Annotated in this window: 13 protein-coding genes and 2 pseudogenes; 11 read left to right on the forward strand and 4 right to left on the reverse strand. The window is 27.9% G+C overall.

The window, feature by feature from the left end:
• Window positions 1-249 precede the first annotated feature (249 nt).
• From dnaN to EPJ72_RS03920, 5 genes are all read left to right on the forward strand, one after another.
• On the forward strand, window positions 250-1,377 hold the full coding sequence (dnaN, locus tag EPJ72_RS03900; protein ID WP_147730927.1) for a DNA polymerase III subunit beta: 1,128 nt from the start codon (window positions 250-252) through the stop codon (window positions 1,375-1,377).
• 19 nt (window positions 1,378-1,396) lie between these two features.
• Window positions 1,397-1,630: a hypothetical protein gene (locus EPJ72_RS03905; protein ID WP_147730928.1), complete on the forward strand. Its 234-nt coding sequence runs from the start codon at window positions 1,397-1,399 to the stop codon at window positions 1,628-1,630.
• A gap of 708 nt (window positions 1,631-2,338) precedes the next feature.
• Window positions 2,339-3,130, forward strand: a complete 792-nt coding sequence (locus EPJ72_RS03910; protein WP_147730929.1) for a hypothetical protein — start codon at window positions 2,339-2,341, stop codon at window positions 3,128-3,130.
• 21 nt (window positions 3,131-3,151) lie between these two features.
• On the forward strand, window positions 3,152-4,639 hold the full coding sequence (locus EPJ72_RS03915; protein WP_147730930.1) for a hypothetical protein: 1,488 nt from the start codon (window positions 3,152-3,154) through the stop codon (window positions 4,637-4,639).
• A gap of 149 nt (window positions 4,640-4,788) precedes the next feature.
• Window positions 4,789-5,631, forward strand: a complete 843-nt coding sequence (locus EPJ72_RS03920) for a toxin A (RefSeq protein WP_147730931.1) — start codon at window positions 4,789-4,791, stop codon at window positions 5,629-5,631.
• A 6-nt stretch (window positions 5,632-5,637) separates the two neighbouring features.
• Here the strand turns inward: EPJ72_RS03920 and EPJ72_RS03925 are convergent, their stop codons facing one another.
• Window positions 5,638-6,690, reverse strand: coding sequence for a DegT/DnrJ/EryC1/StrS family aminotransferase (locus EPJ72_RS03925; protein WP_147730932.1), 1,053 nt, complete (start codon window positions 6,688-6,690; stop codon window positions 5,638-5,640).
• Between the two features lie 181 nt (window positions 6,691-6,871).
• Here EPJ72_RS03925 and EPJ72_RS03930 point away from each other — a divergent pair, with 181 nt between their 5' ends.
• From EPJ72_RS03930 to EPJ72_RS03940, 3 genes are all read left to right on the forward strand, one after another.
• A complete protein-coding gene (locus tag EPJ72_RS03930; protein ID WP_147730933.1) occupies window positions 6,872-7,807 on the forward strand; it encodes a DDE-type integrase/transposase/recombinase in 936 nt (311 codons plus the stop codon).
• Between the two features lie 88 nt (window positions 7,808-7,895).
• A complete protein-coding gene (locus EPJ72_RS03935) occupies window positions 7,896-9,503 on the forward strand; it encodes a peptide ABC transporter substrate-binding protein (RefSeq protein ID WP_147730934.1) in 1,608 nt (535 codons plus the stop codon).
• 371 nt (window positions 9,504-9,874) lie between these two features.
• A complete protein-coding gene (locus EPJ72_RS03940) occupies window positions 9,875-11,284 on the forward strand; it encodes a tetratricopeptide repeat protein (RefSeq protein ID WP_147730935.1) in 1,410 nt (469 codons plus the stop codon).
• A gap of 301 nt (window positions 11,285-11,585) precedes the next feature.
• Here the strand turns inward: EPJ72_RS03940 and EPJ72_RS03945 are convergent.
• Window positions 11,586-12,328: pseudogene (locus tag EPJ72_RS03945) on the reverse strand (ankyrin repeat domain-containing protein).
• Between the two features lie 182 nt (window positions 12,329-12,510).
• On the opposite strand from EPJ72_RS03945, the gene EPJ72_RS03950 reads away from it, so the two are divergent.
• Entirely contained in the window at window positions 12,511-13,446 is a 936-nt protein-coding gene (locus EPJ72_RS03950) for an integrase core domain-containing protein (protein ID WP_158636880.1), read from the forward strand.
• A gap of 50 nt (window positions 13,447-13,496) precedes the next feature.
• Here the strand turns inward: EPJ72_RS03950 and EPJ72_RS03955 are convergent.
• Window positions 13,497-14,657 (reverse strand): annotated as a pseudogene (locus tag EPJ72_RS03955) (ankyrin repeat domain-containing protein).
• Window positions 14,658-14,729: 72 nt separating this feature from the next.
• On the reverse strand, window positions 14,730-15,107 hold the full coding sequence (locus tag EPJ72_RS03960) for a PepSY-like domain-containing protein (RefSeq protein ID WP_147730936.1): 378 nt from the start codon (window positions 15,105-15,107) through the stop codon (window positions 14,730-14,732).
• Between the two features lie 413 nt (window positions 15,108-15,520).
• Between EPJ72_RS03960 and leuS the strand changes: the two genes are divergently transcribed.
• Together leuS and EPJ72_RS03970 are read left to right on the forward strand one after the other, a co-directional pair.
• A complete protein-coding gene (gene leuS / locus EPJ72_RS03965) occupies window positions 15,521-18,082 on the forward strand; it encodes a leucine--tRNA ligase (RefSeq protein ID WP_147730937.1) in 2,562 nt (853 codons plus the stop codon).
• A gap of 389 nt (window positions 18,083-18,471) precedes the next feature.
• On the forward strand, window positions 18,472-18,948 hold the full coding sequence (locus EPJ72_RS03970) for a hypothetical protein (RefSeq protein WP_147730938.1): 477 nt from the start codon (window positions 18,472-18,474) through the stop codon (window positions 18,946-18,948).
• The last annotated feature ends 170 nt before the right edge of the window (window positions 18,949-19,118 follow it).

Genomic DNA, 19,118 nt, shown 5'->3' on the forward strand with positions numbered 1-19,118 from the left:
AGTTTCTAATGCTTCATCCACTATAAATAATTTAAATTCTGTGCTATAATCTTTTTTCATAGTAGCATCCTTTTTATTTGTTTTATGTTCAAAATATTATAACAAGGATACTGCTTTTTTTATACTAAAAAATGTCCAATATCTCATACTCCTAAACACTTAAAAAAAATTAATATATTGTAAAAAAAAGTTTTTTATGTTATAATAGCAAACTAGACAAACTAGAATTTTACACAAAAAGAGGAAGCAATGAAATTTAGATGTTTAAAAAAAGATATAGTAAAATCTATTGGAGTTACAGAAAACGTTGTTGAAGGAAAAGTAATATATAATATAGAAAGTAATGTGCTTTTTCATCTTGCAGGCAATATGCTTACATTAACAGCTACTGATGGTTCTGTTTGGGCGAGAAGCAGAATAATACTTGATGATTGCGAGGGTGAGGGCAGTGTGGCAGTGTATGCTAAAAAAATAAGCTCTATACTTAAAGAAATGCCTGACGGTATGATTACTATAAATGTCGAAGAAAATGAAAAAATTAATATAGAATCTGAAAATGGTAAAACTAAACACTTAATCATTGGTATGAAAACTGATGATTTCCCTTCTTATCCTGAAAGCAATAGTGATATTAATTACATAATGCTTCCTACAAAAGAATTGGTTACTATGATTAATAAAACAATATCTTCAATAGCTAAAGAGCCTTTTAAACCTGCTTTAAGAGGTATATGCTTTGAAAAAACTGATTCTAAATTTTTGGCAGTTGCTACAGACGGAAGAAGAATGGCTATTATAGAGAGAGAATTTGAAGGAATTGAGTCTGGTTCTTTTTCAATAATCATAGAGCCTAAAGTATTAAATGAGATATTAGTTACAGCTAATTATGATGAAGTTGAACAGGTAAAAATGGGGGTTGATGGTCAGCAGGTATATTTCCAAATTGGTAAATATGACTTTGTATCCAGCCTTATAGAAGGAAAATATCCTAATTTTAGGCAGGTTATACCTAAAGAGTTTGCTTATAGCTTTAGAGTAAACAAAAATGACTTACTTGATGCTATTAGAAGAGTAGTTCCTATGATTAATGATGTTCGCTCTAAAAGAATGATACTTACTGTTTCTGAGGAATCTTTAAAAGTTAAAGGTATAAACCAAGAAATGGGAGAATCTTTAGAAGAGATAGACATAAAATATACAGGCGAAGAGCATTCTGTAGCTTATAATTATACTTATATTCAAGATGTAATAAAACAAATTGATTCTGAAATAGTTACATTTATGGTGAATAAAGATTCAAGCCCTACTATAGTGAGAGAAATAGAGAGAGATGATTACTATTTCATCATTATGCCTATGAGCATTGGGGAAGAGTAATTTAATATTTGGAGCTAATATGTTTGAAATAGAAAATAAATTTTATGAAGAACATATAAAAGAATTTAGAGAAAAATATCTTGGAAAGCATATAGTTATAAAAGGCGAGGAATTAAAAGGTATATATAATAGCGATGAAGAGGCTATTAGAGAATCAGTAAAAACTTTTGCATTAGGAACATTTGCTGTAAAAATAGTATCTAATAGTGATGAAGATACTAATTGGAGATTCTATTCTCGTGTCAATTTTTAAAAAAACTATATACCTTTGGAATGGATATAATAAAGTTTGGAGATTTAGCTATATCAAACAAAAATAATAAAACAATATTTAGTTTTGCGATACCACCGTTTGAAAACCCAACAGACTTATTAGAAAAGTCAAAAAAAGTTAATAAAAATAACAAATTTTAAAATATAAAATAATAATTTATTTTGTATAATTTTTTTAATAAAAAACATTTGTTACATTCAAAATATTTTTTTATTATACTTTTGCTGTAGATTTAAGATTTTTTTTAAAAAAGTGTGCAAAAAAACCTAATTTTTTTTAAAAAAATTAAATAAATATAAAATTTTCAATTGACTTTTAATAATTTTGTATTAGAATACCATTAATAAAATTACAAATATAGCTATTGGGATAACTACTATGCCTACACTACACTACACTACACTACACTACACTACACTACACTACACTACACTACACTACACTACACTACACTACACTACACTACACTACACTACACCAATTCTATAAACGCATCATTAAAAAAATTTGTCAATTATCTTATTTATTTCATAAAGATTTACAAACTTTCATTGCACACGCAAAATGCAGTATTACTGAAAAGTATGCTGCATTTTGTATTTTAAAATCTATTCTACTAGTGAATATTATTAAACAATAATATTTAAATAAAGTAAAAAAAACAAAAAAATCAAGGAGAAAAAGAAAATGAAAAACACTTTATTAGCTCTAATGCTTGTATCATCATTATTCGTTATAAGCTGCGGAGCAGACTCAACAAAACCAACAGATGCTTTCAAAAGCCAAAAAACAGAAATATCTTCAGGAACAAAAACAACTAATAATATTAATATTGCTGCTACTAGCAAAACTGTAGATGTTTCAAGTTTCGCATTACCAGGCGAGAAAGTAACAGAAATAGTTGAAGCAACAGTTGATAATGCTGTAGTAAAAGCACCTGCTTCTACAAAAAATACAGACGGAGGAATATATCAATTTACTGTTACTGGTACTACTGTTACTAGCGTTACATATAAATATACTAAAAGTGCAATAGCACCTATAAAAGAAATGACTCTTAATAATATCCAAGTAACTACTGGTAGTGGCGAAAGCACTGCAACTGTAAATGATCCTAGATTCACATTCTTATCTCAAATAGTATCTGTAACTCATCAAGGAAGCGATATAACTACTGATATTAAAAGCATTAGTGGAAATATAATAACATTTTATAACCAAAATTTAACTGGTAACATAACAATAAAATATCAATATATGGATATAAATTTAATTTCAGAAAAACCAACTAAAGAAGGTGCTATTGAAGCTACTACTCAAATAACATTAACTCAAAATGATGCTGGTAAAACTTATATATGTAAAGATATAAATATGAATGAATATTACTATGGAATAGTACCTGCTGATGGAATAATAAAATCAGCATCATTATCAGGTGCGCAACAAAATAATGATTATCAATTATGGCTTTATTAATATAAAAACGGAGACTAAAAAATGAAAAAATTAATATTAATTCTTACTGCTTTATGCATAACTTTTGCATATTCTTTCGCACAAATTCCTACTGCTAATATGAATACTTTTATAGATAACTTGGATAATTCTGCTGTAAAAAGAGCTACTGCAGGCGAGTTTTCTACAGACACTGATAAATTAAACGCTAAAAATGTATTCGACTTAAACAGAACAATATTCTCAGCTGGTTATGTACCAGGTTTTAACTCTAGTTCATCTACTGCTGTACAAGCATTCATTGGTGTGCCTATATTAAACAATGCTATGTATTTCGGTGTTGCTGGTGTTTATTCTATGAATGAAACAAGAGCTGACTATAACCCATATGGTACTCCTTCTACAGAAGGAATTACTCTTGGTAAAAAGGTTAATACAGGCTCTACTTTTGCTATTAGACCAGTATTCAAAATCAATGATATGGTATCTATTCACTATTTAATAGCAAGAGGAAACAGCAAACAAGTAAATGAAGGATATACAAGCTTTGACCCTGCTAATGATAAAAACTTTACAGCTATTACAAACACTACAGGCAACTCTCAATGGGTGCATGAAGTAGCAGTAGGTTTAGTATTTGGCGAAATGAAATTAAAAATACCTGTAAGATTAACTATAAACGATGCTGGAAACTCTTATTCAAAACAATATACTTTAACTAAAACAGATGTTCCTAATGTAAGCTCTTCTGAATCACAAAGCGGAACTACAAATACAGGCAATAATACTATGAATCTTTCTATAGCTCCAGAGTTCTCTATGCCTTTAGTTGCTGGACCTATGACAGGCTTAAACTTCGGACTTACTTTAGGCTTTGACATATATGGTATGGGACAGAAATTTGATTCTTATTCTACAGAAAAAATAACTTATGTTGATGCAAATATTCCTTCTGCAGAAACTAAAAATAGCACAGTTACAAATCAAGATAAAGTATTTAATATGAATGTTGATATTAATGCTTATCCTACTTTGGAATGGAGCTTGGCTGATGACAGAGTAAGATTAGTTATGGAGCCAAAAGTTGGTTTAACTATTAATGTTACAAATGCTGGTAATGTAAAAGTTGTAGAAAAAAAAGAAATGCCAGGACAAACAGCAACAGAAAGTACTGCTGCTTCAGGAAACAAAACTTCATTAGTAGTAACTACTCCTTATGTTGAGCTTCCTTTTGGTACAGCTTTCAAGCCTGTTGATTGGTTTGAGTTTAGAGCTGGTGTTAGCTACAGATTAGGTTTCGCTATGACTAGCGGTTCATATGAAGCATTAACTGGCGGAAAATATAAATCTTTCAACTATGCTTTTGAATCTACAATGAATCTATTTACTGGTATGGGCTTCATAGTTGGTGAAGATTTCTTTATTGACTTATTCTTAGCTGCTCGTGCTGGTACTGCTGGTACTACTACTCCATCACCAAGTTTATTGGGTATAGATTCTTGGGGTGCTCAGCTTTCTTATAGACTATAAATAAGACATTATCTTTTTTCAATTTTTCTACTAAATAAATGTATTAAAAGGGATAGGTTTTTTAAAACCTATCCCTAATTTTTTTAACAAATATGCAATTTTTTCTAATATATTATATAATATATATATACTAATTTTTAGTTTTGTAAATGAAGTTAATAAAGTTTTTAATTGTTATATATTTAATTATTACATCAATACTGCATGCCCAAACCAATATACAGCCAGGGCTTTATATTAGAGGTGATTTAGACGGATATTTCTTTCCATATTTAGACGGAGGCGGAGAATTATCGCTTTACTATAGATTTATTACAGATGTATTTCCTGGTTATATATGGGAGGGGGTGAGAACCGATATCGGCATAAGCGACCATTTGGATGCTGAAAAAAATAAACTCAAAATATATATAGACTCTTCTATTTCAAAATATTTTAATATAAATGTAAGTGCTTCTTTAGTTAATTATTATACAGCTGGAAAAAGAGGTTTTATTAATTTTGATAGTTCAAATATTGCAGTTGATACAAACGCAATAAATAAAGCATTAAAAACAGATAATGTATCCTTTGAAGCAGAGGCAACTCCTACTTTTATACTTCCTTTGTTTAATACTCTATTTGACGGCACAGGTTTAATAATACAAGCTGGTTTAACATTCAAATATGCATATGTTAATAATGGAAAATACTTTTTAGATTATGAGTTGCTATTAGTGAGAGAGCAAAATGATATATCTTATAAACTTGACAGTATGATATTATTTGATTTATATCCTCTATCAGTAGGAATAAATTACATGTTAGCCTATATAAATAATACAAAACAGCTTTGGCATTCTATAGGGGCATATGCACATTTTGAATATGAGTTTTTAAGCAGATTTTATATAGAAGTGAACTTAAAAATAGGACAATATATTTATCACCCTTCTTTTACAGGAAGACTTTATTTTAATATGGATGCTGCATTAGTATTCAAAATTATTTAATAACTTTTATCTTATTTGCCTTATAAGCTTACAAATAAGTTCTGCCTCACTTTTTTGCAATGTTGGATATATTGGGAAAGATATACTTTTTAAATATGCATTTTCAGTATTAGGGAAATTCTCATTAGGCAAATTTAAATATTGATGCAAAGGTTTAAATACAGGTATAGCCACCTCAACATTATGACGTTCAAACATCTTTATTACATCATAAATATTCATAGAGCCATTAAGCATACAAACATATCTATAATAAGAAGGATTTTCACTGTCATGTGTAGATAACTTTATTAAATTGCTTTCTAATATAGCACTGTCATAAAAAGAAGCAATATCAGCTCTCACCTCTACCATTCTCTCAAGATGTTTAAGCTCTTCCATACCTATAGAAGCCTGCAAGTCTGTAGCACAATAATTAAACCTCTGAATAAAATTATCTTTTTTATCATAATTGATAATATCTCTTATAGCGTCCATTCCCTTTTTTTTGGTAAGTATCATTCCGCCCGCACCGCCTGAAGTAATCATTCTAGTAGCAGACAATGAAAAATAAGCATAATCTCCAAAACTTCCAAGCAAAGTGTCTCTATATTTACCGCCCAAACTATGTGAAGCATCTTCTATAACAGGTACTTTAATATCAGTAAGCTCATCAATTAAAGCACAATTACCAAACATATGTGAAACAATAATAGCTTTAGTTTTTTCATTAATAGCCTCTATAACATTATCCATAGAAATTTGAAAACTATCTTCATCTATATCTATTAATACAGGAGTAGCCTTGAGATTTGTTACAACCTGAAGAGGAGAGCTATTTAAAAATGATGACATAATTACTTCATCACCTTCCCCAACATTTAAATGCCTCAATATTAACTCTAAAGCACTAGTACCGCTATTAACAAATATAGCAGAAAAACTTTTACCGAAATAACTAGCAAAAGTTCTTTCAAATTCATATATAATATCTCCAGTAGCAAGATTATCACTAATCATTACCCTTAAAGCAGATTCTAAATCTTTTTTTCTTATAGTAGGTCTGGAATGGCGTATCAATTTTTGTCCCTCATATTATTTTTTATTTTGAATACTATAATATATTAAATATAATAATTTTCAATACAGAAAATATTTTATAATGTCATGGAGCCATACATATTGCACGTTTTTTAGTATAAAAAAAGCAGTATCCTTGTTATAATATTTTGAACATAAAACAAATAAAAAGGATGCTACTATGAAAAAAGATTATAGCACAGAATTTAAATTATTTATAGTGGATGAAGCATTAGAAACTAAAAATATTAAAAGATTTTTAAAGATGGAAAGAATAAATAAATCCACTTTTTACACTTGGCTTAAGAAATATAAAGACACTGGAACTGTTACTAATCTTAGCACTAGACCGAAAACTTCTCCAAATATCTTTAATAATCAAGAAGCTATTAATTTAATTATTAAACTCTATACTAAAGAATATCGAGGTAAGCATTATATTAAAGCATATTTAAATCGTAAAGGCATTAAGATAGGGGTTACAGCTATAGAGAATGTACTAAAAAGAAATAATCTTTGGAGATACAAAATAAAAAAGAAAAAGAAGCGATATGATAAACGAAAATTTGTCTCTAAAATACAAAAAGAAGGCAAAATAGTTCAAATAGACACTAAATATATCAAATTAGGCAGAAAAAGAGTTTATCAATTTACTGCTGTAGATTTAGCAACAAGAATGAGCTTTAGATATTTATACGATGAAAAAAGTCCATACAGTACCATTGATTTTATGAAACGACTTATAGATTATTTTCCTTTTAGAATACATTGTATTCAAACAGACAATGGTATTGAATATACTTATCGCTGTATTAATACTTCTAAAATAAATATTTTTGATGAATACTGCTTGAAAAATAAATTAGAGAGGAGATATATTCCTATAGCAACACCAAGATATAACGGCGTAGTAGAAAGAGTACACGGTATAGACGAAAGAGAATTTTATTCACGATTAAATAAAAATATCACAGTAGAATTATTAAGAGAAAAATTAAAAGAATATACACATTTTTATAACAATCAAAGATTGATTTCTTCGTTAGGTTATATTACAATCAAAGAAAGAATCAAAAATATTATAGCAAGTAAAAGTACAATATCTATGGCTCCATGACACTTTTTATAATAACACTATTGACAGTATTATGTATATATCTTATAATTACTTACTGTAAATAATAATATTTTTAGGAGTATTAAAAATGAGTAAACGATTTTTAGTATTGTTTTTGACAATGATTATGTTTGTTATTTTATCTTGCGGCGGCGGACAAAGTAATTTAGATGATAAAACTATTGTCATTAATGCGGGGCCTCAGCCTAAAACAATAGACCCGGGTTTAAATACAGCATTAGATGGATGTTATTATGTGATACATGCATTTGAAGGTTTAACTACAAAATCTAAAGACGGAAAGATAGTCGGAGGAGTTGCTGAGAATTGGGAAATACTTGATAATGATACTAGATACATATTTCATTTAAGAACAAATGCTAAATGGAGTGATGGTAAAGCAGTAGTTGCTGATGATTTTGTTTATGCTTGGAGAAGAGTAGTTGATCCTGCAGTTGGCAGTCAATATAGTTTCCAGCATGAACCTGTAAAAAATGCAAAAGCAATAACAGCAGGAGAAATGCCTGTTGATAGTTTGGGAATAAAAGCTATAGATGATTATACTTTAGAAGTTACATTGGAAGCACCTACTGCGTACTTTTTAGATCTTGTAGCATTTACAACTTTCTCTCCTGTAAGAAAAGATATTGTTGATGAATATGGTGATGCTTGGAGTTTGAAAGCTGATACATATATAGGAAATGGTCCTTTTGTAGTTACTGAGATTAATCAAGATGAAAGTATTGTAATGGTAAAAAATACAAATTATTGGGCTTTTAATGAGGTTGTACCTGATAAATTAAAATTTGTTCTTATGCAAAATGATACTGCTTCTGTTGCTGGTATAAAAGAAGGTTCTATAGATTTTTCTAGAATATTACCAACTCAAGATATACCAACATTAAAAGAAGAAGGTTTATTACAAATAAAACCAATGATTGCATCATATTTTTATGCTTTGAACACAACAAACGAAGTATTAAAAGATATTAGAGTAAGAAAGGCTTTAGCATTAGCTATAGACAGAAATTATATAGTAGAGCAAGTTACTAAGGGCGGTGAAACTCCTGCTAATGCTTTTGTTCCTTATGGTATAAATGATGCTGAAGGAAGTTTTAGAGAGAATGGCGGCGGATTTTTTGATATAAGTAAAGAAGGCTATCAAAAGAATGTAGAAGAGGCTAAAAGATTAATGGCTGAAGCAGGATATCCTAATGGTGAAGGTTTCCCTGTATTTGAGTTTAAGGCTGACCCTGGTTTTCACATATCTATATTTGAAGCAGTACAGCAGATGTGGAAAGAGAATTTAGGAATAGATACAAAAATAGTACAAGAAGAATGGGCTGTATTTTTACAAACTAGATATGATAGAAACTTAACTATGTGCCGCGGCGGTTGGTTTGGAGATTTTAATGACCCTGTAAACTTTTTAGCTTTATATACAAGCTATTCTCCTAATAATTATGCTTTATTTAGTAATGCTCAATATGATGCTTATATACAAACAGCACTTACTACTGGAGATCAGAAGGTGAGAATGGATGCCATGCACAAAGCTGAAGAATTATTAGTTAATAGTTATTCTATAATACCTATGTATTTTTATACTGAACCTTTGCTTGTTAATCCTAAATTAAAAGATGTTTATTATGATGCTTTAGCTATGCATAAATTTACTTATGCTTACAAAGAATAATCATTAATAATTATAATATTAATATAAAAGAGCATTGATAGAATTCTTTATCTTTGCTCTTTTTTGTATTTATTACTTTTAAAAAACACACCGCACGTTAAGCAGCATTATCAATATAAATTTATTTTGAATCTTAATTTTAATTATATATTAAATTTAGTTTACCGTGCGTTAATTGAGCTAGAAAATTAAACAAAACTTGGGTGGGTGTGATTTTTTTAATTAAATAAAAAATATAAATTAAGTTAAAATATCAAAATATATTATAATATCTAGAGGGTGGGATTTTTATAAGAATTTCAAATATTTAATTATGGCATTTAATTATTTTTTATATTATAATGTAAAAAAAATTATACTAGGAATTGTGTATGCCTGTTATTAATTACTTTTTTGAAAAACACATAGAAAGATGTAAAATAGAGTTGGAAGACTTTGAAAGAAATAGATTCAAAGATGTAAGAGAAGATTTAAGAGTAGAAATGAGAAAATATATAGAGGAAATAAATAATTTTTTAAGCAGTATTGATGCAGAAAGTTATACGAATTTTCAAGGCTTTAATAATAAAATAAAAATTTTTAATGATGAATTAAACAGAATAATGAAAGCAAGTGCCAATATATCAACATTGGTTTATGTTATACAAAATGTAAACGAAGATGATTTTTATACATATACAGATTTTATTAGTAGTTTTTCTTATGATGAAAATAAATTTAATAATGCAAGTGAAAGAGATATAAAACAATTAAGAAGATTTGATAAACTTATTGAAAAAACTGATGATGATTTTGAGCTTTATAAAGAAAGAGGCGATTTAAGAGCAGAGCTCGGATTCTATAATGAATCAATAGACGATTATAAAAAAGCATTAGAATTAAATGCAGATTATAAAGAAGCTAAAAATGCATTAGAAGAAATTAATAAAAAATTAACAAACACAAAAACTATTAACAAAAAAAGTAAAACAAATAATAATGACGTAATAAATAACAATACACAAAATAAAGAAAGCGAAAAATATTATGAAGAAGGTGTTAATTATCATAAAGAAGGAAGATATAAAGAAGCAGTGCAGTCTTTTGATAAGGCTATAGAACTAGATAATACTAAATCTAAATATTATAGTGCAAGAGGCAGAGCAAAAAATAGATTAAAACAATATGAAAAAGCAAAAAAAGATGCTGAAATGGCTTTGGAGCTGGATAAAAATAATGGTGAAAGTTATTTAGTATTTGGATATATAAATTTAAATCTACATCAATATTTTGAAGCTATCAAAGACTATGATAAAGCTATAGAGTTAGACCCTAATAATAGTAATGCTTATGGGAGTAGAGGAGATGTTAAATATGATTTAGGTCAGTATGAAGAAGCTATTAAAGACTATGATAAAGCTATAGAGTTAGACCCTAATAATAGTAATGCTTATGGGAGTAGAGGAGATGTTAAATATGATTTAGGTCAGTATGAAGAAGCTATTAAAGACTATGATAAAGCTATAGAGTTAGACCCTAATGATATTCCTGACTATAATAACAGAGGAATGGGTAAAGAAAAATTAGAACAGTATTTTGAAGCTATTAAAGACTATGATAAAGCTATAGAATTAGACCCTAATAAGAGTTATGCTTATAATAACAGAGGAAATGCTAAAGCTAATTTAGGTCAATATGAAGAAGCTATAAAAGATTATAAAAAAGCTTTAGAATTAGACCCTAACAATGATACAGTTAGAGAAAATATAAAAAATATTCAAAATCAATATGGTTTGAGATAAATAAAACATTGCTGCTAATTTACTTTTATTATTGTTATATATTGAAATGATTTAATTTTTACTATGCATTTGCTAGAACTTCATATTTCAAAAATTTATATTAAATGTAGTATAATATCTAAATATAAGTTTAAAATATAGTTTTTTGGTTATTTTATACCAATAAAAGAACTTGGGGTTCTATTCTACGGGAACGCTTCGCAGTGGGTCTAGTCCCTGCAAATAACCTAAATTTAAAATTGTGCTTTTAACAAATTTAAAAATTTTTAGTATATATAATTTAAAGCTGAATAAAAATCAATTATCTGAAAAATTCTGAAATATTAAAAACTATAAAATGTAATATTAATGCAGGTATACCAATTACAATTAGAAGTACAATCTTAAAAATATTAAATAAAGTACTAAATATTCCAGTAAAAATTAATTTTATATTATAAAATATACCGGGATACGCTTTTTTCCCATTATTATTTTTTATGTTTTTATCTGCATTATTTTCTATCAAAAGAGATATAACTTTTTTTTCCATATCAATATCTCTATACTCATTATTTTTTTATATGAAATTTTATGAAGTGCAGTATCTCCATCATTATTTTGTAAATTAATATTTGCTCCAAGATTTATAAGTGTTTCAATTTTATATTTACTATCTGGAACTCCTATAATTTCACTTTTACCAAATTTAGGTTTACGATGTGAATTGTAGTACTTACTTATATCCAGTATAAGGCTTTTTCCCTCTTCATTTTTCTCATTAATATCCGTTCCATTATCTAATAAAACCTTTACGAAATTAGAGAAACTATTAGTGTTTAAATTAGGTATATAGTTATACCATGTTTCACTGTTTTTTATATAATAAGTTATATATTCTTTTTCAATATTTTCAATTATATATTTAAACTCATCAATATTTTCTGATATTACTGATTTGTATAATGCTGATTCTTTATTTGTTGCCGCTAAATTCTTAAAATCTTCACTTACCTGACCATAAGCAATGTACGAACTAATTATAATAATCCATAATACTTTCATCATAAACCTCTTTTTAATTATGTATTATATTCTTTGATTATACATTGTAGCGGTATATTTTGTCAACTTAGATTTCATTTTAGATTGTTTAGGAGTATGAGATATTGGACATTTTTTAGTATAAAAAAAGCAGTATCCTTGTTATAATATTTTGATATAGAAAATAAATAAAGGATACTACTATGAAAAAAGATTATAGCACAGAATTTAAATTATTTATAGTGGATGAAGCATTAGAAACTAAAAATATTAAAAGATTTTTAAAGATAGAAGAAATACCCAAATCTACTTTTTATGCTTGGCTTAAAAAATATAAAGACACTGGAACTGTCGCCAATTTTAGCACTAGACCAAAAACTTCCCCAAATATCTTTAATAACCAAAAAGCTATTAATTTAATTATTAAACTCTATACTAAAGAATATCGAGGTAAGCATTATATTAAAGCATATTTAAATCGTGAAGGCATTAAGATAGGTGTTACAGCTATAGAGAATGTACTAAAAAGAAATAATCTTTGGAGATATAAAACAAAAAAGAAAAAGAAGCGATATGATAAGCGTAAATTTGTCTCTAAAATACAAAAAGAAGGCAAAATAGTTCAAATAGACACTAAATATATCAAATTAGGCAGAAAAACAGTTTATCAATTCACTGCTGTAGATTTAGCTACTCGTTATAGTTGGAGGCAAATCTATGAGGATAAAACACCTTATAGTGCTTTATCTTTCTTAAAGTATGTCTTAAAAACTTCACCTTTTAAGATACAAGCTATACAGACCGATAATGGTATGGAATATACATACCGCTGTATTAATACTCCTAAAATAAATATTTTTGATGAATACTGCTTAAAAAATAAATTAGAGAGGAGATATATTCCTGTAGCAACACCAAGATACAATGGCGTAGTAGAAAGAGTACACGGCATAGACGAAAGAGAATTTTATTCACGATTAAATAAAAATATAACTGTAGAATTATTAAGAGAAAAATTAAAAGAATATACACATTTTTATAACAATCAAAGATTGATTTCTTCGTTAGGGTATATTACAATCAAAGAAAGAATCGAAAATATTATAGCAAGTAAAAGTACAATATCTATGGCTCCATGACAGATTTCATTTTAGATTTCATTGATTGTATTTAGTAGAAAATAAAATATTTATTTTTCCTTATAATATTTTTTTACTAAATCAATCATTTTTTTATCTTGAATAGCCTCAGCATATTCTAAAACATTGTAGCTTTCTTTTATACTTCTGCCATAGTCATTATCAGGTTTCATTTTTATATTTTAATCCACTCCGTTTTTAAATAAATATTCAGCAACTTCATAATTATGTTGGTCTATAGCATGAAATATCGCAGTATAGTTTATATCATTAGGATAATAGTTCACATCAGCCCCATTTTCAACCAATGCCTTAACTATTTCTAAATTACCCGCACCCGCAGCAATTGCTATAGGATGATAATAATCTAAAAATTTTGTATCTAAATCGGCACCATTATCTTTTAAGAGTTTTACCACTTTAGGAGTAGATGCCGCAAGTATAGTAGCAGGAGCAACTCCGCCATCATTTGTAGCATTAACATTGGCACCATTTTCTATTAAAAGTTTTGAAGCCTCATAAGGATTTTCTCCCGAAACTGCCCAAAGTAATGGAGTATCTCCATTCTCATAAGCTTTTCCATTAACATCTATCCCGTTATCTATTAAATATTGCATTATATTGATATTGCCTTTTTCAGAAGCATAAATAAGTGCAGATGCTCCCCAAGATGATTTTGCATTTATATCTGCATTATTTTCTACTAATAAATTAAACATCTCTTCATTGCCCTTTTCGCATGCAATCATAATCATATTTTTTCCGTCTTTATTTTTTATATTTATATCAGAATTATTGTTTATTAGTAATTTTGCTATATCTATATTGCCAGTTCTCACAGCTTCCATTAAAGCATTAAATCCATCGCCTGCTCTTAAATTAACCAAAGCCCCATTATCAATTAAAGCTTTTGCTATATCATAATGATTATATGATGAAGCTATCATTAAAGGAGTAGAATTAACATAGTGTACAACATCACCTATATTAATTTCAGTTTTAGAGCTTGCATTTACACCGCCCTCATTTATTAATTCTATTATTTCAGATACACCTGTTTTATTTTTATTTTTTTCTAATAAGCTTAATAATTCATCACTTGGTTTTATTATTTCATTTGTAATGGCTAAACTATTTATTTTCTCATTATTGCTCTTGGAATAAAGTGATGAAATTGCAATTATTAATATAAATAATATCTTCTTTTTCATAAAACAACCTTTTTTATTAATATGATGTATATTATATAATAACTCATATTAATACTCAATAAAAAAACATCTTTAAGCTAATAAATCTCCTCTGTAATTTATACATAAATCTATAGAATTGCTTAATTTTATTCTATAAAAGTTTATTCTTTTATTTATTTCATATATATGAGCATCTTTATATTTTTTCATAATATTTCTTACACTATTTGATATAGACTTTGGAAGTATATTTTCTCTTATATCTTCATCGCTGCTGATATAATTCCAATTACCATTTCTATCAAAATCAATATAAGTTCCATTAGATAATTTTACTTCATATTCATCATTAATTTTATCTATATATATTATTTTTGCATTACGGAAGTAAAATTCTATTAATTTTCTAGCATTTTCAGGAAGTTTGCTAGGGGTTATTTTTATAGAGAATTGTAATTTAGCATTCATATTTAACCTCCATATTGTTGTATTATAAATTATCTTTACAATTATAGTCAAAGGAGAAACTTTGTCAACATAATTTTACAAATATTTTACAATAAATTTACAATAATCAGTTTTTACAAGTAATATATAATACATATCACACATAACATATAGATTAGTGTAAATTTTATGTAAAATATATTATATTATTCTTTACAATTAGCATAAATCTATACAAATATACAAAAAATACTTGAAAAATATAACATTTTGCAATATAATTTTTGTTGTAAAAATTTTCAGTAAATATATTTTGCTGTTATCATCTTATTTTAATTCTTTATATAGTAATAAAATAAGCGGAATTTTACAAAATACACATAAAAATAATAATTTTTTATTAATAAATAGTATCAAACTACGGAGTGTATATTATGGAATATAATTTTACTACCATTGAAAAGAAGTGGCAGAAGTACTGGAAAGATAATCAGTCTTTCAAAACAGTTTCTAAACCTACAGACAAAAAATATTATGTATTAGAGATGTTTCCTTATCCATCTGGAAAAATGCATATGGGACACGTTTCAAACTATACTATAGCTGACTCTATAGCTAGATACTATAAACTGTTGGGTTATGATATTTTACACCCAATGGGTTGGGATGCTTTCGGTATGCCTGCAGAAAATGCTGCTATAGAACATAAAACTCATCCTGCAAAGTGGACTTTAAAAAATATTGCTAATATGAAAGACCAATTAAACTTGCTCGGATATTCATATGACTGGGATAGAGAAGTTACTACTTGTTTTCCTGATTATTATAAATGGGGGCAGTGGTTTATATTAAAAATGTATGAGAAGGGGCTTTTATATAGAAAAGGCGGAGATGTTAACTGGTGTGAGCATTGTAATACAGTATTAGCAAATGAACAGGTTACAGCAGAGGGCACTTGCTGGAGATGTGACGGAGAGGTTACTAAAAAGAAGCTTGAGCAATGGTATATAAAAGTTACTGATTATGCTGAGCAGTTAGATGCTGATTTGAAACTATTAGAAGGTTATTGGCCTGATAATGTTATAGCTATGCAGAAAAACTGGATAGGAAGAAGCGTTGGTGCTTATATCAATTTTAATTTAGATGACGGCAAAGACTTCCCTATATTTACAACTCGCCCTGATACTATTTATGGTGTTACTTATATGGCTATAGCTTGGAATTATGACGGGCTTTTAGACATGTGTACTGACGAACAAAAAAGTGCTGTAGAAGAGTTTATTAAAAAATCTGCTAAGATTGACCAAAAAACAGACTACGAAAAAGAAGGTGTATTTACTGGAAGATATGTTGTAAATCCATTTAATGGAGAGAAAGCTCCTCTATATGCTGCTAATTTCGTTTTAGCTGAATATGGTAGCGGTGCTGTAATGGCTGTTCCTGCTCATGACCAGAGGGACTTTGAATTTGCTAAAAAATACAATATTCCTGTAAAGGTTGTTATACAAAATGCTGACAATTCTATAAAAGCAGAAACTATGACAGAGGCTTATATAGAAGACGGAATAGTTGTTAATTCAGATATTTTAAACGGACTTTCTTCAAGAGATGCTATAAAAAGAGCAATAGAGTATGCTACAGAAAAAGGTTTTGGAAGAGAGCAAGTACAATATAAACTTAGAGATTGGCTTATATCAAGACAGAGATATTGGGGTAACCCTTTACCTTTTGTACATTGCGAAAAATGCGGGGTTGTGCCTGTGCCTGAAAGTGAGTTGCCTATAACACTTCCTATGGATATAGAGTTTACAGTTGGAGAGAATCCTCTTAAAAAATCTGCATCATTTATTAATACTACTTGTCCTAAATGTGGTGCTCCTGCAAAAAGAGAAACTGATACTATGGACACATTTACATGCAGTTCTTGGTATTATGCAAGATACACAGATGCTCATAATGATAAAATGCCTTTTGACCCTGCTTCCGCTAATGCTTGGCTTGGCGTTGACCAATATATCGGCGGTATTGAACATGCTTGTATGCACCTTTTATATTCGAGATTCTGGTACAAGTTTATGAGAGATATAGGACTTATCAAAGGAGATGAGCCTTTCAATAGACTTCTTACTCAGGGTATGGTTTTAGCAAATAGTTATGAGGCTAAATCATTGAAGAAATTCTATACTCAAGAGCAGATGAACAATAAAGAATATGAAAAAGACGGCATTAAAAAAGAAGACATTATAGTAAAAATGGAGAAGATGTCTAAATCAAAAGCTAATGGTGTTGATCCTGCTGAGATTATAGAGCTTTTTGGTGCTGATGCTGTTAGAATATTTGTTATGTTTGTTGCTCCTCCAGAAAAAGACAAAGAATGGTCTGATGAAGGTGTTAAAGGTTCTGCAAGATTTTTAAACAGAATTTGGAACTTATTCTTAAAATACAAAGATGAAGAAGCTTTCAAAAATGCTAAATCATTTGACTACAACAATCTTTCAAAAGACGGACAAAAATTATTTAGAAAATACAATAAAACTATTAAAAAAGTTACAATAGACATTAAAGACAGATTCCACTTCAACACTGCCATTGCTTCATTAATGGAGCTTTTGAATGATATGTCTGCTATAAAATTAGCTAACAATGATGATTATGCTATGTTTAGAGAAGTGATTAGAGGATACTTAATTCTTCTTAACCCTATAGCTCCGCATATTACAGAAGAGCTTTATCAGATATTAAACTTTGGTAAAATGATAATTGAAGAGAGATGGGCTGAGCATAATGAAGAGTATTGCAAAGATGATACATTTGAATTGGTATTTCAAGTTAATGGAAAAATAAGAGACAGAGTAGAAGCTGATGTTAATATAAGCGAAGAAGATGCAAAAAATCAGGCGTTATCAAGTGATAAAATAAAACAGTTTACAGAAGGTAAAAATATCATTAAAGTAGTTTATGTTAAAGGCAAACTTGTAAATATAGTTGTAAAATAAAATATAATGAATTTTAAATAAAAAAGAGTATGGTTTAAAAAATCTGTACTCTTTTTTTATTTTAATTACACACCCCGCCCTTTATTCTTTATTGTTTAATTTTTAAATTCTAACTTCTATTATGTTTATAACTTAATAAGAAATTATAGCCCCCCCAAGTTTTATTTAAATTAAAAATTTGTTTAACGCACGGTAGTTTAATTTTATATATAATAAAAATTAACATTCATAATTAATTTATATTTATAATTTTGTTTAGCGTGCGGAGAGAAAGATTATAAAGTTAAGTAATTTTGCATTAAAATATATATTTAGCCTAAGAAAGCCTTTATAATATTGACATTATTATATTAACTTAATATAATAACTCTCATTAAAGGAATGTTTTTATGGAATTAATTTTATATATAATAATAGGAATAATTTGGCTTATTGTGAGCCTTATACAAAAGGCAGCGAAAGGTAATTCAAAAAAAGTTAATAGACAAAAAACCATTAATAAAAAAGTTAATACTAATAATAGAAAATCTTATGATAATGATGATGAGATATATAGAAATCTTAGAAAAAGTATAAATGAATTAAAAAATATTAATGAAGATGATGACTTTTATGATGATGAGTATAAATCTGCTAGCGAAATATTAGAAGAGCAAAATAGATATGCTTCAAAAATAAGAGAAATAGAGTCTATAAAATCTAACATTGAAGAGGCTGCTTCATCATTTAATGTTGTGGATAATAAAAGGCATGTTAATCATATGCTTACTTCTTTGGATATAAAAAATGCTATTATATATAATGCCATACTAGAGCCTAAGAGAATAAACTATTATAGAAAAATAAAGAGAGAAATAAATAAATGAAATCTTTTGAAGAGTTAATATCTATAGTAAAAAAGCTTCGCGGTGTTTAGGAGTATGAGATATTGGACATTTTTTAGTATAAAAAAAGCAGTATCCTTGTTATAATATTTTGATATAGAAAATAAATAAAGGATACTACTATGAAAAAAGATTATAGCACAGAATTTAAA

It is taken from the genome of Brachyspira pilosicoli (assembly GCF_008016535.1).
Taxonomy (GTDB): Bacteria; Spirochaetota; Brachyspiria; order Brachyspirales; family Brachyspiraceae; genus Brachyspira; species Brachyspira pilosicoli_A.